This is a genomic window from Streptomyces sp. NPDC002935, assembly GCF_040611295.1.
Lineage (GTDB): Bacteria > Actinomycetota > Actinomycetes > Streptomycetales > Streptomycetaceae > Streptomyces.
The window spans coordinates 33,231-52,950 of the sequence record NZ_JBEXNW010000042.1; the positions used below are offsets into that span (position 1 = coordinate 33,231).

Below are 19,720 nucleotides of genomic sequence, written 5' to 3' on the forward strand. Positions count from 1 at the left end.
CGCCGAGGCGGTGACCGGGCGCGCGGAGGCGCTCCGGGCGCCGCCTCTTCGCCGTTCCGGGACCATGCCGCTACGCTGCCACGGACTCCGCCGTCACCGTGACCCGGTCCAGCAGGCTCTCGTACAGCGCCCGGTCGAACTCGCCGGCCACGGGCGCCGCCACGGTCGCCGTCGACAGGGCGACGGCGCGGGCGAGGCGGGCCGGCCAGTCGAGCTTCTCGACCAGGCCCGACAGCAGGCCCGCGACGGCCGAGTCGCCCGCGCCGGTCGGGTTGCCGCGGGCCCGGACGGGCGGGGCGGCGCGCCAGTGGCCCTCGGCCGTGTGGGCGAGCAGCCCGTCCGCGCCGAGGGAGGCGACCACCGAGTGCGCGCCGCGCCGCCGGGCGTTCCGGGTGGCCTGCAGCGGTTCGTGGGAGCCGGTGAGCTCGGCCAGTTCCTCGGCGTTCGGCTTGACGATGTCGGGGCGGGCCGCGACCCCCCGGCGCAGCGGCTCGCCGCTGGTGTCCAGGAGGACCGGGACGGCCAGGGTGCGTGCGGTGCGGACGAGTTGGGCGTACGCGCCGACCGGTACCCCCGGGGGCAGACTGCCGCACAGGGCCACCGCCGAGGCGGAGCGCAGCAGATGCTCGTACGTCTCCTGGAAGGCCGCCCACTCGGCGGCGGATATCACCGGTCCCGGTTCGTTGAGCTGAGTCGTGTCACCGGTCGTCGTGTCGACCACGGCTATCGTGCGGCGCGTCGATCCCTCCATCGGGACGAGCGCGTCCACCACCCCGGCCGTTCCGGTGAGTTGCTCCCGAACGGTGCGGCCGGTCGCGCCGCCCGTGAAACCGGTGACCGTCACCTCGTGCCCGAGCGCGGCGAGCACCCGCCCCACGTTCAGGCCCTTGCCGCCCGGACGTTCGGTCACCTCGCTCACCCGGTGCGAGCCGTGCGGGCGCAGGGACCGCACGCGATAGGTGATGTCGAGAGCGGTGTTCAGCGTGACCGTGAGGATCACCCGGACCGGCCTCCCTCGAAGTGCGTGTGCGTGCCATTCATTTCGGGCCCGATCATGCCAACGCGCGGGGGGCTGTGATAGACCCCCGCGCCTGTCAACGCTGCCGCTACGTCCAGTCGGTGCAGGAGTTGAGCACGGTAGACCCTTCAGCCCTGGCGACCTCGACGCCAGAGGCGAAGATACCCCGGTCGTCCTGGGCGGTTGTGTTGACGGTGATCGTGCCCGTGCCGCTGGTGTTGCTGTGCCACGGCCAGCGATGCAACGTGCCAGTGCCGTCCTTGGTGAGAAGGCGGACGCTCGCGTGGTGGCCGTCCGCTACTGTGTCCGAGATTTCGAAATGGACGGCGTACTTGCTGGCAGGGCCGTCGTTGGTTATCGAGGTGATGCGCATAAGAGCACTGGCCCCCGTTGTGGTGCAGCCCGCGTATTGAGGATCACCGGCGGCCTGTGCGGTTCCCGGCACAGCTACAGCGAGGAGAAGGGCCACGGACCCGGCCCCCGCCGCCCGCGCCACGATATTCATTGTTGTGGTCATGGCTGTATCTTAGATCCAAGATCATTCGAGGCGATCAGATTTCAGTCAGGCTCGACTTGAGTCTGGCCAACTCGTCGTAGATGAAATGGCGCTCTGATCAGCCCAATTGGGGAGCGACCACCCATTCCCCCCGGCGCATCACGCCCTTGAGCGCGAAGTCGGCGTCGAGAACCACGAGGTCCGCGTCCTTGCCCGGCTCCAGGGAGCCCACCCGGTCGTCCATGCCGAGCAGGCGGGCGGGGTTGGCGGAGATGGCCGCCACGACGTCCTCGACCGGCAGCCTGTCGACCGTGACGGCGCGCTGGAAGGCGCGGTCGAGGGTCAGCGTGGAGCCCGCGATCGAACCGCCCTCCACCAGGCGGGCGACGCCGTCCGCGACCTCGACCTCCAGCGGGCCGAGCATGTAGCGGCCGTCGCCGAAGCCCGCCGCGTCCATCGCGTCGGTGATGAACGCGACCCGGCCGGGCCCCGCGTGATGGAACGCCAGCTCCAGCGAGGCGGGGTGCAGATGCGTACCGTCGTTGATCAGCTCGACGGTGATCCGCTCGTCCTCCAGGAGGGCGGCGATGGGGCCAGGCGCCCGGTGTCCGAGCGCCGGCATCGCGTTGAACAGGTGCGTCGCCACGGTCGCGCCCGCGTCGATGGCCGCCTTCGTCTGCTCGTACGACGCGTCGGTGTGCCCGATCGCGGCGATCACCCCGTGTTCGGCGAGCAGCCGTACGGAGTCGAGGCCGCCCGGCAGTTCGGGCGCGAGCGTGACCATCCTGGCCCGGCCGCGCGCCGCGTCGATCAGCTTGCGGACCTCCGCCGGGTCCGGGTCGCGCAGCAGTTCCTCGGAGTGCGCGCCCTTGCGGCACGGCGAGATGAACGGGCCCTCGAAGTGGATGCCCGCGATGTCGCCCTGCTCGGCCAGCTCGGAGAGCATCCCGGCGCGCTCGGCGAGGCCGTGCATGTCACCGGTGACGGTGGAGGCGACGACGGTCGTGGTGCCGTGCAGCCGGTGGGTGTGGATGCCCCGCAGGACGTCCTCGGCGGTTCCCGAGGTGAAGGAGGCGCCACCGCCGCCGTGGTTGTGGAGGTCGACGAAGCCGGGGACCACCCAGTGGCCGGACAGGTCGGTCACGGGCGTGTCCGCGGGGGCTCCCCCAAGGACTCCGGCAGGTTGCGCAGAGGGGTCACCCGCGTCGGCGATCCGCGGACCGTCGATGATCACGCGGCCGTCGTGCACGATCCCGGTGGGCAGTACCACCCGGGCGCCGGCGAGAACCTTGCTAGGGGCCATCGGGTGGTTACCTCCGGGGAGTCGTAGAAGTGGTGTTCAGGAGGTCCCGGGCGAGGAGCCCGGCACCGAGGCAACCGGCGGTGTCCCCGAGAGCCGCGGGGACGATGGACGGCAACTTCTGGAAGGTGACGCGTCGCTCGACCGCGGCCCGCAGGGGTGTGAACAAGGTTTCCCCCGCCTCGGCGAGCCCGCCACCGATGATCAGGGTGCGCGGGTCCAGGAGGGTGAGCGCGGTGACCAGCCCGTCGGCGAGCGCGTCGACGGCCTCCTGCCAGACGGCCCGAGCCCTCGGGTCGCCCGACTCGACGGCCTTGGCGCAGTCCGCCGCGTCCGCCTCCGGGTCGCCGGACGCCTCGGCCCAGGCCTGGCTGACGGCCGCCGCGGAGGCGAACCGTTCCAGACAGCCGCGCTGCCCGCACGGACACGGGGCCCCGCCGGGCCGTACGACGATGTGGCCGATCTCGCCCGCGAAGCCGTGCGCGCCTTCCTCGACGCTGCCGTTGATGCCGATGGCGCCCGCGATGCCGGTGCCCAGCGGGACGAAGAGGAAGCGGTCAGCTCCCTGTCCGGCGCCGATCCGGCCCTCCGCGAGCCCGCCGGTGCGCACGTCGTGCCCGAGGGCGACGGGCACGCCGCCGAGCCGCTCGCCGAGCAGCCGGCGCAGCGGGACGTCGCGCCAGCCGAGGTTGGCGGCGTAGACCGCGATGCCGTTGTGGGTGTCGACGATGCCGGGGACGGCGACGCCGGCGGCCAGGGCGCTCTCGCCGAAGTGCTCCTCGCCGTAGCCGCGCAGTTCGGCGGCGAAGTCGAGGATGTTCTCGACGACGGCGTCGGGCCCGCGCTCGCGCCCGGTCGCGCGGCGGGCCTGGTGGAGCAGCGCGGGGGCCCCTGGGGCCCGCGACGGCGGCTCGTCGGGGCGGCCCGCGGAAGGCTCGCCGTCCACCCCGACGAGGGCGGCCTTCATCCCGGTGCCGCCCACATCGAGGGCGATGACATGTCTCACGGGGGACAGTGTCGCCCCTTACCCCTGGAGAGGTCTAGTCCACTCACGTGGTGTAGACCTTATATCCGCATTCCGAGACGGATGCAACGGACGCAGAAGCAAAGACGGAGCCGATACGGCTCACAGCCTGGGGAGTGCTAGCGGTGCAGCGGCGCAGGACAGAAACGATCTCGGCGATCTCGGCCCTCGGCATGACGGCGGTCCTCGCGGGCTGCGGCGGCCCGGGCGGCGGTTCCTCCGACGTGACGCTGAGACTCGTGGCCGCCGACTACGGAGACTCCAAGGCCACCAGCTCACAGAAGTACTGGGACGCCCTGGTCGAGGACTACGAGGCCCGCCACCCGGGCGTCAAGGTCGAGGTCAGCGTCTACCCCTGGACGGACGTGGACCGCAAGGTCAAGGAGATGGTCGCGGCGGGCAAGGCCCCCGACATGGCGCAGATCGGCGCCTACGCCGACTACGCCGCGAAGGGCGAGCTCTACAAGGTGGACGACCTGCTCTCCATCCCCGTACAGGCCGACTTCGCCTCCGAACTCACCGACGCCGGGCAGACGGACCACACGCAGTACGGCATGCCGTTCGCCGCGTCCACACGTCTGCTCTTCTTCAACAAGACCCTGTTCTCCGAGGCCGGCATCACCCCGCCCGACACCTGGAGCGAACTCGCCGCCGACGCCGGGGCGCTCAAGGCCAAGGGCGTGAAGTTCCCCTACGCGCTGCCGCTCGGCCCCGAGGAGGCGCAGGCGGAGACCATGCAGTGGCTGCTGAGCGGCGGGAACGGCTACACCGACGATCTCGGCACGTACTCCATCGACTCTCCACAGAACGTGCGGACGCTCACCTGGCTCAAGGACGAACTGGTCGGCAAGGGGCTCACCGGACCCGTCGCACCTGCCAAGATGAACCGCGCGGCCGCCTTCTCGGCGTTCACCCGGGGTGACGTCGGGATGCTCGTCGGACACCCCACGCTGATGAAGCAGGCCGCCACCGCGGGCGTGAAGTTCGGCATGGTACCGATGCCCGGCGTCGACGGCACGAGCAAGGCGACCATGGGTGTCGCCGACTGGATGATGGCCTTCAAGAAGAACGGCCACGGCGAGCAGACCGGCGACTTCCTCGACTTCGTCTACGAGGACAAGAACGTCCTCGCCTTCTCCCACAAGTACGACCTGCTGCCGGTCACCTCCTCCGCGTCCGAGGCGATGGCGGCCGACAAGGACGACGCGGACCTGAAGCCCTTCCTCGCCCAGCTTCCGTCCTCGGTGCTCTACCCGGTCGGCAAGACCTCCTGGGCCGGTGTCAGCGCCGACGTCAAGACCCAGATCGCCAAGGCCGTGAGCGCGAAGGGCGATCCCGCCGAAATCCTGGGCTCCCTGCAGGCCGGCGCCACCATGGCGGACAGCGCCGGCTAGCGGCGGCCGGCGGCGGTGCTTGTCGGTGCTTGTCTGTGCTTGTCGGTGCCGGGGACTACCGTGCAGTCCATGGAAGAGCTGCCCGCGCGCGAACGGAGCATTCTGGCCCTGGAGTGCCGCGGCTTCCCCGGCCCCGGCGCCAAGGAGCGCGCCATACGCGAACAGCTGGGCCTGGCCCCGGTCCGCTACTACCAGCTGCTCAACGCGCTGCTGGACGATCCGAGGGCCCTGGCGCACGACCCGGTGACGGTGAACAGGCTGCGCCGGGTGCGGGAGGCCCGCCGGGCGGACCGGTGAGGCCGGGGCATCAGGGCAGGGCGGATCTGTGAGACCGGGCATCCGGGCAGGACGGATCGGCGAGAGCCGGGATTCGGGCAGGATGGATCGGCGAGAGCCGGGATTCGGCAAAGCGGAGCCGTGGGAGCGAGGCATTCCGGCCGGGCGGGTACCCCGCTCGGCCATGAGTCAGGGGTGCGCCCGCCCGCACCCGGATAGGGTCGCCCCATGGGCAGCCACCCCGAATCCAAGGACTCCTTGCCGACCCCGGTGACCCCCGCCGGGCGCGACGCTCTGGAAGCGATCCTCACCCGCCCCACCCGGACGGTCGTCGCACTCGACTTCGACGGAACCCTCGCCCCCATCGTCCCCGACCCCGACCAGGCCAGAGCGCACCCCGACGCGGTCCCCGCCCTCGCGGCACTCGCCCCCAAGGTCGCCTCCGTCGCCGTGGTCACCGGCCGCCCCGCCGGTGTGGCCGTGCGGCACGGCGGCTTCGCGGGCGTCCCCGGCCTGGAGCACCTCGTCGTCCTCGGCCATTACGGCGCCGAGCGCTGGGACGCGGTGAGCGGCACGGTCACCGCGCCCGCCCCGCACCCCGGTGTGGCCACCGTCCGCGCCGAGCTGCCGGGGTTCCTCGACGGGATCGGCGCCTGGCAGGGCACCTGGATCGAGGAGAAGGGCCGCGCGGTCGCCGTGCACACACGCCGCGCCGCGGACCCGCAGGCAGCCTTCGAGGCGCTCCGTGAGCCGCTGGCCGAACTGGCCGCCCGGCACGGCCTGATCGTCGAGCCCGGCCGTATGGTCCTGGAGCTGCGCCCGCCGGGCATGGACAAGGGGGTCGCCCTCCTGGAGTACGTCCGGGAGATCGGCGCCGAAGCCGTTCTCTACGCGGGTGACGACCTGGGCGACCTGCCCGCCTTCTCCGCCGTCGACAAGCTCCGCTCCGACGGCGTCCCCGGACTCCTGGTGTGCAGCGGCAGCTCCGAAGTCGGTGAACTCGCCGAACGGGCCGACCTGGTGGTCGACGGGCCGCCGGGAGTCGTCCGCCTCCTCGCGGCCCTCGCGGCCCATCTCACCTGACTGAAACTCCTGCCGCTCAGGCCTCCAGCTCGCGCAGTTGGTCCAGGAACCACTGGGCCGGCGGCAGGGCGGTGGCCGCGGCGGCCAGCCGTTTGGTGCGCTCGGCCCGTTCGCCCGGCTGCATGACGAGTGCCTCGTGCAGCGCCCGCGCCGTACCGGTCACGTCGTACGGGTTCACGGAGATCGCGTCCTCGCCCAGCTCCTCGTACGCCCCGGCCTCCCGCGAGAGCACCAGCACACAGCCCTCGTCGGAGACGACCGGGACCTCCTTGGCGACGAGGTTCATGCCGTCCCGGATGGGGTTGACGAGGGCGACGTCGGCCAGCCGGTACGCGGCGAGCGAGCGCGCGAAGTCGTCCTTGACGTGCAGTACCACCGGGGTCCAACCGGGCGTTCCGTACCGGGAGTTGATCTCGTCGGCGACGCGCTGCACCTCGGCGGTGTACTCCCGGTACACGGCGAGGTCCTGCCGGGAGGGGTAGGCGAAGGCCACGTGGACCACCCGCTCGCGCCACTCCGGGTGGTCGTCGAGAAGCTGCCGGTACGCCAGCAGTCCCCGCACGATGTTCTTGGACAGCTCGGTCCGGTCGACGCGCACGACGGTCCTGCGGCCCTCGCCGATCTCCTCGCGCAGCGCGGCCATCCGCTCCTCGACGTCCGGCCGGTGGGAGCGCTCGCGCAGGAACTCGGCGTCCGCGCCGAGACCGTGCACGCCGACGAGGGTCTCGCGCACGGGCGGCCGGACGCCGTCCAGGTGCTCGATCGCCCTGGGGGTGCCCGAGGGCCAGGTCGCGCAGTAGCGCTCGGGGTCGGCCTTCTCCGCGCAGAGCATGAAGGCCGTCGCCCACCGCCAGGTCAGGAACGCGACCCGGTCCGCGCCGAGCATGCCCCCCACCAGCTCCGCGCGGATGTCGTCGGGGAGCATCCGGAAGTAGTCCTCGGGTGCCCACGGCGTGTGGGAGAAGTGGCCGATGCGCAGGTCGGGGCGCAGCTCGCGGAGCATCCCCGGCACCAGGCACAGGTGGTAGTCCTGGACCAGTACCGAGGCGCCCTCGGCGGCCTCCTCGGCCAGCGCCTCGGCGAAGGCACGGTTGTAGGTCCGGTACGACTCCCACTGGCGCCGGAACTCCGCGTCGAAGACCGGCTCCAGCGGGGTCTGGTACAGCATGTGGTGGACGAACCACAGCACGGAGTTGGCGATGCCGTTGTACGCGTCGGCGTGCACCTCGGCGTCGATGGCGAGCATCCGCACGCCGTCCTCGCCGACTCCGCGCCGTACCGCCTCCCGGTCGCCGTCGCCGAGGGCCGAGCACACCCATAGCGCGCCCGCGTCCGGCCCGATCGCCGAGAGTCCCGAGACGAGGCCGCCGCCGCCGCGCCGGGCGTGCAGCGAGTCGTCCTCCCGTACCTCGTAGGTGATCGGGCCGCGGTTGGACGCGACCAGAATCCGGTGGGCACCGTGCGTTGAAGCCATGCCTCGAAACCTAGCCCCGTGTCGAAACGCTCAAACGTTCCCTTCGGCCGTATGCGATCGCCGGCCGGTCGGGCTGGTCTACGCGGCTCTGCGCCGCTGGTACTCGGAGATTTCGGTCATCGGTGGCCTTTCCTCCGTGTCGACCGAGTACGTGCGCGGCTGGAAACCGTCCCGGCCGCGCTCGAACTGGGTGAGGGCGGGGCGGATCAGGTGCCCGCGGGCCAGCCGGAGCTGGGCGGTGCGGTAGATCGCGGCGGCCATCCGGCCGAGGGCCTGGCCGTCCTGGTGGCGGTGTTTGCGGACGCCGACGTCGACCTGGGCGAGGGCGTCCAGACCCACCAGGTGCAGGGCGTCGACGAGCATGCCCAACTCCACGCCGTAGCCGACGGGGAACGGGAGCTGTTCGAGCAGGGAGCGACGGGCCGCGTACTCGCCGCCGAGGGGCTGGACGAAGCCCGCGAGCTGCGGCCAGTGCATGTTGAGCAGGGGGCGGGCCATCAGCTCGGTGACCCGGCCGCCCTGTCCCGAGGCGCCGCCCAGCGGGCGGTCGTACATGGCCTTGACCAGATCGACGCCGGGGTCGGTGAGCAGCGGGCCCACGATTCCGGAGACGAAGTCGGACGAGAACTCCTTGAGGTCCGCGTCGATGAAACAGACGATGTCCCCGCTCGTCACGAGCAGTGACCGCCAGAGCACCTCGCCCTTGCCGGGCACTGCCGGAATCCGCGGGAGGATGTCGTCGCGGTGCACGACTCTCGCGCCCGCGGCGGCGGCGACCGCGGAGGTGCGGTCCGTCGAGCCCGAGTCGACGACGACGATCTCGTCGACGAGGGGTACCTGCTGCATCAGGTCGTGGCGGATGATCGCGACGATCTCGCCGACCGTCTCCTCCTCGTTGAGCGCGGGCAGCACGACACTGACCGTCGACCCCGTGATGCGTTTCGCGGCCATGAGCCTGTGGAGCGGGCGGTCGGTCAGGGACCAGGAGCGTGTGCCCAGCCAGCTTTCGACTTCTTTCAGCACGGTCTGCGGCTCCTCACTGTCTGATCACACGCTCTCATCAGCGTGCCCGCTGCGGCCAGCGGCAGATCGATTGCCGTCGTCTCGCGGTTCGGACGACTATCTCAACTGTCCTGGCCTTCGGTTACAGTCTTGAACAACGCGGATGACCATCGCATGTCCTGGATCGTCGGTACGTATCGCGTTCAACAGTCCAACAATTAAATACCGCTCATCCAGAGGGGCAGAGGGATACGGCCCGATGAAGCCCCGGCAACCCTCCAGCCGGTCTCGTACCGATCGATGTCGATCGCGTCGCGAGGCTCCCGGCTAGGGAAGGTGCCAAATCCGTCTCACGGCGAAGTGCGTCGTGAGGAAGATGAGGAGAAAGGGCCTCGCCTCCATGGCTGCGCAGACAGTTGCAAGCACCACGAACTCCGTGAGCTCCGCCGAAGCGGTGGACCTCGGCCCGGCCGCGGCGCTTTCCTGCCGCGAGTGCGGGCACCGCGTCCCGCTCGGTCCGGTCTTCGCCTGCGAGGAGTGTTTCGGCCCGCTGGAGATCGCCTACGACTTCTCGGCCTACGAAACCGAGGAGCTCCGCAAGCGCATCGAAGCGGGACCCGCGAACATCTGGCGCTACGCGCCCCTCCTGCCCGTCCCCGCGGACGTGGCCGAGAAGCCGAACATCAACCCCGGCTGGACCAAGCTCGTCCAGGCCGACAACCTGGCCCGCGCGCTCGGTGTCGACGCCGGCAAGCTCTTCGTCAAGGACGACTCCGGCAACCCGACGCACTCCTTCAAGGACCGCGTCGTCGCCCAGGCCATCGAAGCGGCCCGCGCCTTCGGCTTCACCACCCTCTCCTGCTCCTCCACCGGCAACCTCGCCGGCGCCGTCGGCGCCGCGGCGGCCCGCGCCGGCTTCCGCTCCTGCGTGTTCATCCCGCACGACCTGGAGCAGGGCAAGGTCGTCATGGCCGCGGTCTACGGCGGCGAGCTCGTCGGCATCCAGGGCAACTACGACGACGTGAACCGCTTCTGCTCCGAGCTGATCGGCGACCCGGCCGGCGAGGGCTGGGGCTTCGTCAACGTCAACCTGCGGCCGTACTACGCCGAGGGCTCCAAGACGCTGGCGTACGAGATCTGCGAGCAGCTCGGCTGGAAGCTCCCCGACCAGCTCGTCGTGCCGATCGCCTCCGGCTCCCAGCTCACGAAGATCGACAAGGGACTGCAGGAGCTGATCAAGCTCGGGCTCGTCGAGGACAAGCCGTACAAGATCTTCGGCGCGCAGGCCGAGGGCTGCTCCCCGGTGTCCGTCGCCTACAAGGCCGGCCACGACGTCGTACGGCCGCAGAAGCCGGACACCATCGCCAAGTCGCTGGCCATCGGCAACCCCGCGGACGGGCCGTACGTGCTCGACATCGCGCGGCGCACCGGCGGTGCGGTGGAGGACGTGAACGACGAGCAGATCGTCGACGCGATCAAGCTGCTCGCGCGCACGGAGGGCATCTTCGCGGAGACGGCCGGTGGTGTGACCGTGGGCGTCACCCGCAAGCTGATCGAGAACGGTCTTCTCGACCCGACCCTCACCACGGTCGTGCTGAACACCGGCGACGGCCTCAAGACTCTGGACGCGGTGGCCTCGGACACCGGGCTGACCGCGACCATCCGCCCGAACCTCGACTCCTTCCGAGAGGCTGGCCTCGCATCATGAGCGTCAACGTCCGCATCCCCACCATCCTGCGCACCTACACCGGGGGCGCCGCCGAGGTGTCGGCCGAGGGCACGACCCTCGCCGAGGTCATCGCCGACTTGGAGAGCAACCACACGGGCATCGCCGCGCGCGTTCTGGACGACCAGGGCAAGCTGCGCCGCTTCGTCAACGTGTACGTCAACGACGACGACGTCCGGTTCGAGCAGGGCCTTCAGACGGCGACCCCGGACGGTGTCGGTGTCTCGATCATTCCGGCCGTCGCCGGAGGCTGATCGTTACCCTCGGTAATGCCGAACACGCTGAGTTCATCGAATTGCCCCCTCCGTGAGAGAAACGGAGGGGGCAATTCTGTAGGGTTGAGCGCGCTACAGTTGGGGAAGTCGCTTCGCTTTCGATGTTGGTTTCATGCCGGACGCATATGAGTTCTTGCCCGGCATCCGACAAGAAGTAGCCAAACTGCCCCGCCTATTTGAGCCGTTTATGGCATTTACGGGGCCCGACTTGCCCTGAATCCTTGCACATTCTCCGCATATCAGCGATCAGCCATGCCCAGAATTCTCGTCCGATTGACCTGTTGCAGACGGCAGTTGGACAGATACATTCAGCCGCGGTCGACGCGTTCCGGCGCACACCCCCAACCGTTGGGGGGGTGAGGTTTGACCCGGATCCGCGAAGTGTGGATCTGTGCAAGGGCCAGTAATAGGGGAGTTAGGCATGGCTCAGGGCACCGTCAAGTGGTTCAACGCGGAGAAGGGGTACGGCTTCATCGCGGTCGACGGTGGTGCGGACGTCTTCGTGCACTACAGCGCGATTCAGATGGACGGCTACCGCACCCTTGAAGAGGGTCAGCGAGTGGAGTTCGAAATCTCGCAGGGCCAGAAGGGTCCGCAGGCGGACATGGTCAAACTCGCCGTCTGATCCGGGCGCGAACGACCACCGACGCACTCACGCCGGGGGGCCCGCATCCCACCAGGGATGCGGGCCTCTCGTGCGTCCTCGGCCGCCCTCCGCTGTCCTGCGCGCGCCCGCGCGCCCGCGAGCGCCTTCTCGGGCGCCGCGCGGAGGCTGCGCCCGGAGGCCCGTACGGAGGCCGCTCGTGGGGCCCGTTTTCACGAGAGGCGCTTGCACTCGCAGGGGTCGAGTGCTAATCATTGGCGTTAGCACTCTCCCAGTGAGAGTGACAGAACTTGGATCGGGCCAGTGAGGCCCGCGGGCCTGTGGGGCAAGGAACCACAAGGCTTGCAGGCCGTCCGTCGCGGGCGCGGGCACGATCCGGAGCAATCCACCCCGTCCGGGAGGACCACTTCACATGGCCAAGATCATCGCGTTCGACGAGGAGGCACGGCGCGGTCTCGAGCGCGGGATGAACCAGCTCGCCGACGCCGTCAAGGTCACCCTTGGCCCCAAGGGCCGCAACGTCGTCCTCGAGAAGAAGTGGGGCGCGCCCACGATCACCAACGATGGTGTTTCCATCGCCAAGGAGATCGAGCTCGAGGACCCGTACGAGAAGATCGGCGCCGAGCTGGTCAAGGAAGTCGCCAAGAAGACGGACGACGTCGCGGGCGACGGTACGACCACGGCGACCGTGCTGGCCCAGGCGCTCGTGCGCGAGGGTCTGCGCAACGTCGCCGCCGGCGCCAACCCGATGGCCCTCAAGCGCGGTATCGAGAAGGCCGTCGAGGCTGTCTCCGGTGCCCTCCTTGAGCAGGCCAAGGATGTCGAGACCAAGGAGCAGATCGCTTCCACGGCCTCCATCTCCGCCGCCGACACCCAGATCGGCGAGCTCATCGCCGAGGCGATGGACAAGGTCGGCAAGGAAGGCGTCATCACCGTCGAGGAGTCCCAGACCTTCGGTCTGGAGCTGGAACTCACCGAGGGCATGCGCTTCGACAAGGGCTACATCTCGGCGTACTTCGCCACCGACATGGAGCGTATGGAGGCCGTCCTCGACGACCCGTACATCCTGATCGCGAACTCCAAGATCGCGAACGTCAAGGACCTGCTCCCGCTCCTCGAGAAGGTCATGCAGGGCGGCAAGCCGCTGCTGATCATCGCTGAGGACGTCGAGGGCGAGGCCCTGTCGACCCTGGTCGTCAACAAGATCCGTGGCACCTTCAAGTCCGTCGCCGTCAAGGCTCCGGGCTTCGGTGACCGCCGCAAGGCCATGCTCGGCGACATCGCCATCCTCACGGGCGGCGAGGTCATCTCCGAGGAGGTCGGCCTCAAGCTGGAGAACGCGGGTCTGGACCTGCTGGGCCGCGCCCGCAAGGTCGTCATCACCAAGGACGAGACCACGATCGTCGACGGCTCCGGCTCTGCCGACCAGGTCGCCGGCCGGGTCAACCAGATCCGTGCCGAGATCGAGAACTCGGACTCGGACTACGACCGCGAGAAGCTCCAGGAGCGTCTGGCGAAGCTGGCCGGCGGCGTGGCCGTCATCAAGGCCGGTGCCGCCACCGAGGTCGAGCTCAAGGAGCGCAAGCACCGCATCGAGGACGCCGTTCGCAACGCGAAGGCGGCCGTCGAGGAGGGCATCGTCGCCGGTGGTGGCGTGGCTCTGCTCCAGGCTTCCTCGGTCTTCGAGAAGCTCGAGCTCACGGGTGACGAGGCGACCGGCGCCAACGCCGTGAAGCTCGCCCTGGAGGCCCCGCTCAAGCAGATCGCCGTCAACGGTGGTCTCGAGGGTGGCGTCATCGTCGAGAAGGTGCGCAACCTGCCCGTCGGTCACGGCCTGAACGCCGCGACCGGTGAGTACGTCGACATGATCGCCGAAGGCATCATCGACCCGGCGAAGGTGACCCGCTCTGCTCTGCAGAACGCCGCCTCCATCGCCGCGCTGTTCCTCACCACCGAGGCCGTCATCGCCGACAAGCCGGAGAAGGCCGCTGCCGGCGGCGCTCCGGGCGGCATGCCGGGCGGTGACATGGACTTCTGATCGACCCCGGTCGATCATCGTCCTGACGTTCCGAGGGCGGCACCTTCCCGAGAGGGAGGGTGCCGCCCTCGGGCGTTTTCCGAGTCCCTGCGGCCGGGTTCCCTCCCCGTGAGCGTGGCCCGGATCACAGCGGCAGTTCGCGACGTGGCGGAATGCCGTGCCCGGTGCGGCGGTTGTCGCTGAAGAGCAGTCGATGCATGTGCACATACCGCATGGAATCTCCTGCCTCGCCGACCACGACGTCATACCGACCACCCCGCCGAGGAGCCCCCACGTGACCGCTGACGCCGCGACCCGCGCAGCCGAGATCCTGTCCCGTCCCGTCTCGATCAACGGCCTGACCGTCCCGAACCGGATCGCCATGGCCCCGATGACCCGGATGTTCTCGCCGGGCGGTGTACCGGGGGAGGACGTGGTGGGCTACTACTCCCGCCGCGCCGCCGCGGGCGTCGGCCTGATCGTCACCGAGGGCACCTACGTCGGCCACGACTCGGCCGGACAGAGCGACGCGGTGCCGCGCTTCCACGGCGAGGACCAGCTCGCCGGATGGGCGAAGGTCGCCGACGCCGTGCACGCGGCGGGCGGCACGATCGTCCCGCAGCTCTGGCACATCGGCATGGTCCGCAAGGCGGGCGAGCCGCCCTTCACGGACGCCCCGCCCGTCGGCCCCTCCGGCCTCTACAAGGAGGGCGCCGAGGTCACCGGCAAGAGCATGACCCAGCAGGACCTCGACGACGTCATCGAGGCGTTCGCCAAGGCCGCCGCCGATGCCGAGCGCATCGGCTTCGACGGTGTCGAACTGCACGGTGCCCACGGCTACCTGCTCGACCAGTTCCACTGGGCGGGCACCAACCGCCGCGAGGACGCGTACGGCGGCGACCCGGTGGCCCGTACGAAGTTCTCGGCCGAGATCGTCGCGGCGGTGCGGGCCGCGGTCTCGCCGGAGTTCCCCGTCATCTTCCGCTACTCGCAGTGGAAGCAGCAGGCCTACGACGCCCGGCTCGCCGAGACCCCGGAGGAGCTGGAGGCGATCCTCACGCCGCTCGCCGCCGCCGGAGTGGACGCCTTCCACGCCTCCACGCGCCGCTACTGGCTGCCCGAGTTCGACGGCTCCGACCTCAACCTCGCCGGCTGGACGAAGAAGCTGACGGGCAAGCCCACCATCACCGTCGGCTCGGTCGGCCTGGACGGCGACTTCATCAAGGCCTTCCAGGGTGAGGGTTCCCCGGTCAAGGGCATCGACGACCTCCTCGACCGCATGGAGCGCGACGAGTTCGACCTCGTCGCCATCGGCCGCGCGCTGCTCCAGGACCCCGAGTGGGCCGCGAAGGTCCTGGCCGGCCGCTTCGACGAGCTGGCCCCGTACGACGCGGCGGCGCTGCGCTCGCTGAGCTGACCTGAGCCGACCCGAGCCCGCCGTGCGGGCTCGGCATCCGGACCACGGGGGAACGGGGGAGGGACGGCGCCCGCCGCAACGCGGGCGCCGTCCCTTTTTTGCTGCCCCGCGCCGGTCAGCCGGTGGCGCCGAGGTGACCGACGAAGGCGGTCCAGGCGGCGGCCCCGAAGGTGACCGAGGGACCGAGCGGATTCTTGGAGTCCCGGACGGGGACGAGCGTGGGGTGACCGTCGGCGACTTCGAGGCAGTCGCCGCCCTGGCCCCCGCTGTAGCTGGACTTCTGCCAGACGACGGTGGTCAGTTCGTTCTCACGGGTGTTGGTCTCCATGCTCGTAATCCTGCGCCACGGATTCGATCAGGGCCAGGGACTCTTGAGGTGAAAGCGCCTCTGCCTGGAGGAGGTTGAACATCAGCGCGTGGCGGGTGACCGTGGCCGGGTCGTCCAGCAGCTTCCCCATGTCGGGTGCCTCGACGAAGGAGAGTGTGGGTGCGTCCTCGAACTCCATGAGCTTCAGCGGCCCGTCCATCGCAGCATGCGCCCCGGAGCCGAACGGCAGCACCTGCACGATGATCCGGTGCCGTCGGATCAGCGCGGTCAGGTGTCGCAGGGCCTCCGACATCACTCCGGTTCCGCCTACCTCTCGGCGCAGTACCGCCTCGTCCAGAACCGCCCACAACAGCGGCGTTGTTGGATCGTCGAGCAGTTGCGCGCGCTCCAGCCGGGCGGCCACCAGCTCGTCGATGACATCCTTCGTCGCCGTCGGACGGTACGCGCGGAAGACGGCCCGCGCGTACTCCGGCGTCTGCAACAGGCCAGGGATCAGCAGCGCCGCGTACTGCTTGATCGCCGTAGCGATCGCCTCCGCCTCCGCCGCCTCGGCGAAGTGGTCCGGGTACTTGGACCTGGCCAGCGCCTTGCAATTGCGCTCGAAGAACCCGCTCGTCCCCAAGATCTCGTCTATCTGGACGGCGTATTCGAGGTGCAGCCGCCGGGTCCCGGCCTCCAGCTGGCCGATGAACGAACCGCTGACGAAGAGCGGTTCGCCCAACTCGGCCTGGCTGAGCCCCGCGTTCTCGCGGGCGTGCCGCAACTCCGCACCGATCATCGCGCGGGGTGAGGAGGACGGATCGAGGTCCTTCGGTCCGGGCATGGCAACTCCCTGTCACACAGGAGGGGTTGTTGGAGCGCCGACTCTGGCCAGGTTAGAGGGGTGATGGCCACGCTGGGTGGTGAACTTGAACACTCAGCGTGGAGGGATCGGTGCGATGGAGATGACGTCGAGCAACCGGGTACGGCCGACGGAGGAGTACGCGATCGACGTGCGGGACGGCCGGCTCGGCCAGGTGATGGGGCGCGAGGGCGGCTACGTACAACTGCGGCCGCCCGGCGGCGGATGCGAGTGGGACTGTCCCGCGGAGGCCCTGGGGGAGGCGCCGCCGGGGGAGGTGCTTCGGGCGCGGGTGCGGCGGCTCAACGCGGAGGGGCGCCTGCCGTGACCGCGCGCCAGGGACGGGACCGGGCGCCTACAGATTGCCCATCGGTTCGATGTCGACCTTGACGGGCGTGCCCCAGATACGGAGCACCTCGTAGTCGGTGAACTCGTGGACGAGGCGGTAGGCCATGCCGGGGCGGGGGGTCCGGCGCTCGGCGGCGAGGTAGCGCTCGGCTTCCTGGCGGTCGCGCCGGGGAGTGCCGCAGAGGTGCCACTCCTGGCCGCTCCAGACCTCCGGGAGCCAGCGCTGCTGGGGCTGGGGGCGGTCGGCGCGGACTCCGTAGCGGGTCATGGTGCGGTCGGGCAGCTCGTCCGGGGCGGGCGCCCGGCCGTGCGTGTACGCGTCGTTGACCTCGGTGCGGCGGGCGGTGCGGCGGCGGGTCTCGCAGAGCAGGCAGCGGTCCGGGGCGCTCTCGTCCACCGGGCCGTTCGGATGCTCGGAGCAGCGGGTGGTCGGCGCCGCCGTCGTCACCGTCTCGTCGAGCAGGTCCAGGGCCCGCTTCAGGTCCGCCTTGACCTCGTGCAGCTTGGCGTCGGGGGTGTCGGCGTTCAGAGCGTCGCCGTGCTCCCCGAGCAGCCGCAGGGCGCGGCCGAGGGCGGTCAGCTGTGCGTGGTTCATGGACCCAGCCTCGCACGCGCCACCGACAGTGCGGCCGGGACAGGTCCTAAACGGCGGCCTGTTCCGTGGCCGTTTCCGCCCGGCGGGCCGGTGTCACACCGCCGAGGCCGAAGAAATAAGTGGTCGTGAACCCGACGAAGTACCCGGTGAGCAGGCCGCCCGCGTAGATCGCCGCGGTGGGGCCGAGGCCCCGGTTGCCGGACAGCAGCGGGAACAGGGCCCAGCCCGAGGGGCCGATGGCCGTCGAGCCCACCTGGTCGCCCAGCATCGAGAAGAAGCCGATGAAGGCTCCGCCCGCCGCTCCGCCCGCGCAGGCGGTGAGGAAGGGGCGGCCGAGAGGGAGGGAGACGCCGTAGATCAGGGGTTCGCCGACACCGAGGAGACCGGCAGGGAGCGCCGATCTGATCGTCGTACGCAATGAGGTGTCGTGGCGCAGCCGGACGTACACCGCGAGGGCGGCGCCGACCTGGCCCGCGCCCGCCATGGCCAGGACCGGCAGCAGGACGGTGTAGCCCTGCTGCTCGATGAGCGTGGTGTGGATGGGGATGAGGGCCTGGTGCAGGCCGAGCATCACCAGGGGGAGGAACAGGGCGCCCAGGACGAGCCCGGCGAAGGCGCCCGTGGTGGAGAGCAGCCAGTTCGCGGCCGCGCCGATGGCGGAGGACAGCTCACCGGCCGTGTACATGAGGGCGTACAGCGTCACCAGGCCGGTCAGCAGCACGGTGAGGGTGGGGGTGACCAGGACGTCCAGGGTCGGCGGGACCCAGCGGCGGCACCACTTCTCCACGTACGTCCCTAGGACGGCCGCCGCCAGGGCACCCAGGACGCCGCCCTGGCCCGGGGCGAGCGTCACGCCGAGGACCGTCACCTTCGCGACCCCCGCGTACACGACGACCGAGGCCACCGCGCCGCCCAGGATCGGGGTGCCGCCGAACTCCTTGGCCGTGTTGTAACCGACGAAGACGGCGATCAGGGCCATGAATCCGGCGGCGATCGCGGTCAGGGCGGGGGTGAGACCCGTCAGCACGCCGAGGTTGATCAGCAGGCCGTTGAGGCCCGCGATCACCCCGCAGCCGATCAGGGCGGGGATCAGCGGCACGAAGACGTCCGCGATCCGCCGCAGGAGGAGTTTGAGGGGGGTGGCGTTGCGCCGGGTCCGGGCGGCCTTCAGCTCGCTGCCGCGCAGGGCTAGCCGGTCGGCCGTGGTCGTCAGCAGGGCCTCGAACTCCGGCGTCACCCGGGCGACCGTGCCGGGGCCGAGCACGATCTGGTATGTGCCGCCGTCCGCGACCAGGCCGAGGACGGCGGGCAGGGCCCGCAGGCCGTCCTCGTCCACCAGGTTCGAGTCCCGCAGGCCCAGTCGGAGCCGGGTCATGCAGTGGGCGACGGTGAGGACGTTCGTCGGGCCGCCCACGAGGGGGAGGATCGCCGCTGCTGTGGTGGAGTCCGGTGTGCGCACTCCCCGAGCGTGCTGGTCAGTCGGACGCCTTCGCCAGCGCGGCGCGCAGATGGCCCTCGGACTCCTCCAGAAGGCGGGCGGCCGTGGGGCCGTCCACGTCGCCGAGGATCGTCAGGATGGCGTTCTTCACCTCGCCGTCGGTGGCGGCCAGCGCGCGCTCGATCTCCTCGTCGGAGGCGCCGGTGGCGAGCGCGACGATCCGGCGGGAGCGGGCCCGCAGCTTCTCGTTCGAGGCCCGTACGTCGACCATCAGGTTCCCGTATGTCTTGCCGAGCCGGATCATCGTGATCGTCGAGAGCATGTTGAGGACGAGCTTCTGCGCGGTGCCGGACTTCAGCCGGGTGGAGCCGGTGAGCAGCTCGGGGCCCACCACGACCTCGATGCCGTGGTCGGCGGCCGCCGCGAGAGCGCTGTGCGCGTTGCAGGACAGGCCGATCGTGAGCGCGCCCTGCTTATGGGCGTGCTCGACCGCGCCCACGGCGTACGGGGTACGGCCCGAGGCGGAGACACCGACCACCGTGTCGTCGGCCGTCACCGCGAGCGCGTCCAGGTCGGCCGCCGCCAGCTCCCTGGAGTCCTCGGCTCCCTCGATCGAGGTGACCATGGCGGTCGGGCCGCCCGCGATCACGCCCACGACCTGGGACGGATCGGTGTTGAAGGTGGGCGGGCATTCGGAGGCGTCCAGCACACCGAGGCGGCCCGCGGTGCCGGCGCCCGCGTAGATGAGGCGCCCGCCGCGGGCCATGCGCTCCGCGATGTCGTCGATCGCGGCGGCGATGAGCGGGAGCTGCGCGGCGACGGCTGTCGGCACCGTCGCGTCCTCCGCGTTCATGAGCCGCGCGATCTCCAGCGTGGGCAGCCGGTCGATCTCGGACAGTTCGGGGCGGAACGCCTCGGTGGTCAGCGTCTCCAACTCTGCTCGAAGATCGCCGTAGTTGGGCATGGAGGTCATGACGGGAGCGGCTCTTTCCGGTGAGGTGTCGTACCGCGCCCCGGAAAAGGGGTGCGGGCCGGGACGACGTGCGGCACCGCCGCGCGGGCGC

The 19,720-nt window shown here is 70.4% G+C and carries 20 protein-coding genes and 1 riboswitch; of the genes, 9 read left to right on the forward strand and 11 right to left on the reverse strand.

Translation table 11 applies throughout. The features are described 5' to 3' along the window. Positions 1-70: 70 nt before the first annotated feature. From ABZX90_RS37660 to ABZX90_RS37675, 4 genes are all read right to left on the reverse strand, one after another. Positions 71-1,000, reverse strand: a complete 930-nt coding sequence (locus ABZX90_RS37660; RefSeq protein ID WP_355212746.1) for a 1-phosphofructokinase family hexose kinase — start codon at positions 998-1,000, stop codon at positions 71-73. Positions 1,001-1,106: 106 nt separating this feature from the next. Beyond that, a complete protein-coding gene (locus ABZX90_RS37665; protein ID WP_355212747.1) occupies positions 1,107-1,535 on the reverse strand; it encodes a hypothetical protein in 429 nt (142 codons plus the stop codon). 97 nt (positions 1,536-1,632) lie between these two features. Continuing rightward, positions 1,633-2,817: an N-acetylglucosamine-6-phosphate deacetylase gene (gene nagA, locus ABZX90_RS37670; RefSeq protein ID WP_355212749.1), complete on the reverse strand. Its 1,185-nt coding sequence runs from the start codon at positions 2,815-2,817 to the stop codon at positions 1,633-1,635. Between the two features lie 7 nt (positions 2,818-2,824). Further along, on the reverse strand, positions 2,825-3,820 hold the full coding sequence (locus ABZX90_RS37675; RefSeq protein ID WP_351120678.1) for an ROK family protein: 996 nt from the start codon (positions 3,818-3,820) through the stop codon (positions 2,825-2,827). Between the two features lie 191 nt (positions 3,821-4,011). Here ABZX90_RS37675 and ABZX90_RS37680 point away from each other — a divergent pair, with 191 nt between their 5' ends. The 3 genes from ABZX90_RS37680 to otsB all read left to right on the forward strand — a co-directional run bounded on the left by ABZX90_RS37680 (position 4,012) and on the right by otsB (position 6,591). After that, entirely contained in the window at positions 4,012-5,232 is a 1,221-nt protein-coding gene (locus ABZX90_RS37680) for an extracellular solute-binding protein (RefSeq protein ID WP_351120819.1), read from the forward strand. Between the two features lie 69 nt (positions 5,233-5,301). Further along, on the forward strand, positions 5,302-5,529 hold the full coding sequence (locus tag ABZX90_RS37685; protein WP_351120676.1) for a DUF3263 domain-containing protein: 228 nt from the start codon (positions 5,302-5,304) through the stop codon (positions 5,527-5,529). Positions 5,530-5,736: 207 nt separating this feature from the next. Then, on the forward strand, positions 5,737-6,591 hold the full coding sequence (gene otsB / locus ABZX90_RS37690) for a trehalose-phosphatase (protein WP_355212751.1): 855 nt from the start codon (positions 5,737-5,739) through the stop codon (positions 6,589-6,591). 16 nt (positions 6,592-6,607) lie between these two features. Here the strand turns inward: otsB and ABZX90_RS37695 are convergent, their stop codons facing one another. After that, positions 6,608-8,065: a trehalose-6-phosphate synthase gene (locus tag ABZX90_RS37695; protein WP_351120672.1), complete on the reverse strand. Its 1,458-nt coding sequence runs from the start codon at positions 8,063-8,065 to the stop codon at positions 6,608-6,610. A gap of 78 nt (positions 8,066-8,143) precedes the next feature. Continuing rightward, positions 8,144-9,088, reverse strand: coding sequence for a glucosyl-3-phosphoglycerate synthase (locus ABZX90_RS37700; RefSeq protein ID WP_355212753.1), 945 nt, complete (start codon positions 9,086-9,088; stop codon positions 8,144-8,146). 205 nt (positions 9,089-9,293) lie between these two features. After that, positions 9,294-9,450, forward strand: a riboswitch (SAM riboswitch). A 17-nt stretch (positions 9,451-9,467) separates the two neighbouring features. On the opposite strand from ABZX90_RS37700, the gene thrC reads away from it, so the two are divergent. The 5 genes from thrC (at position 9,468) to ABZX90_RS37725 (ending at position 15,106) form a co-directional block, all read left to right on the forward strand. Then, entirely contained in the window at positions 9,468-10,775 is a 1,308-nt protein-coding gene (gene thrC / locus ABZX90_RS37705; protein WP_351120668.1) for a threonine synthase, read from the forward strand. After that, a complete protein-coding gene (locus ABZX90_RS37710) occupies positions 10,772-11,047 on the forward strand; it encodes a MoaD/ThiS family protein (RefSeq protein ID WP_351120667.1) in 276 nt (91 codons plus the stop codon). Before thrC ends, ABZX90_RS37710 begins: the two co-directional genes overlap by 4 nt. Before the next feature lie 442 nt (positions 11,048-11,489). Further along, a complete protein-coding gene (locus ABZX90_RS37715) occupies positions 11,490-11,693 on the forward strand; it encodes a cold-shock protein (RefSeq protein WP_005315736.1) in 204 nt (67 codons plus the stop codon). Between the two features lie 391 nt (positions 11,694-12,084). After that, a complete protein-coding gene (gene groL, locus ABZX90_RS37720) occupies positions 12,085-13,710 on the forward strand; it encodes a chaperonin GroEL (RefSeq protein WP_266760010.1) in 1,626 nt (541 codons plus the stop codon). Positions 13,711-13,984: 274 nt separating this feature from the next. Beyond that, a complete protein-coding gene (locus ABZX90_RS37725) occupies positions 13,985-15,106 on the forward strand; it encodes an NADH:flavin oxidoreductase (RefSeq protein WP_351120664.1) in 1,122 nt (373 codons plus the stop codon). Positions 15,107-15,221: 115 nt separating this feature from the next. Here the strand turns inward: ABZX90_RS37725 and ABZX90_RS37730 are convergent, their stop codons facing one another. Both ABZX90_RS37730 and ABZX90_RS37735 read right to left on the reverse strand, forming a co-directional pair. Further along, positions 15,222-15,434 (reverse strand): DUF397 domain-containing protein, encoded by a 213-nt coding sequence (locus ABZX90_RS37730; protein WP_351120662.1) that lies wholly within the window; start codon positions 15,432-15,434, stop codon positions 15,222-15,224. Next, positions 15,415-16,257 carry a helix-turn-helix transcriptional regulator gene (locus tag ABZX90_RS37735; RefSeq protein ID WP_355212756.1) on the reverse strand — a complete coding sequence of 281 codons (843 nt, stop codon included), beginning with the start codon at positions 16,255-16,257 and terminating at the stop codon, positions 15,415-15,417. The genes ABZX90_RS37730 and ABZX90_RS37735 overlap by 20 nt, the downstream gene beginning before the upstream one ends. Positions 16,258-16,378: 121 nt before the next feature. Between ABZX90_RS37735 and ABZX90_RS37740 the strand changes: the two genes are divergently transcribed. Beyond that, complete coding sequence (locus ABZX90_RS37740; protein WP_351120817.1) at positions 16,379-16,603, forward strand: hypothetical protein; 225 nt, start codon at positions 16,379-16,381, stop codon at positions 16,601-16,603. A gap of 27 nt (positions 16,604-16,630) precedes the next feature. On the opposite strand, the gene ABZX90_RS37745 is transcribed toward ABZX90_RS37740, so the two are convergent. Genes ABZX90_RS37745 through murQ form a run of 3 tightly spaced genes read right to left on the reverse strand, consistent with a single transcriptional unit; the run spans position 16,631 to position 19,629 of the window. Then, entirely contained in the window at positions 16,631-17,218 is a 588-nt protein-coding gene (locus ABZX90_RS37745) for a hypothetical protein (protein WP_351120658.1), read from the reverse strand. A gap of 46 nt (positions 17,219-17,264) precedes the next feature. Continuing rightward, positions 17,265-18,677, reverse strand: coding sequence for a PTS transporter subunit EIIC (locus tag ABZX90_RS37750; RefSeq protein WP_355212759.1), 1,413 nt, complete (start codon positions 18,675-18,677; stop codon positions 17,265-17,267). A 16-nt stretch (positions 18,678-18,693) separates the two neighbouring features. Next, positions 18,694-19,629, reverse strand: coding sequence for an N-acetylmuramic acid 6-phosphate etherase (gene murQ, locus ABZX90_RS37755; protein ID WP_355212761.1), 936 nt, complete (start codon positions 19,627-19,629; stop codon positions 18,694-18,696). Between the last annotated feature and the right edge of the window lie 91 nt (positions 19,630-19,720).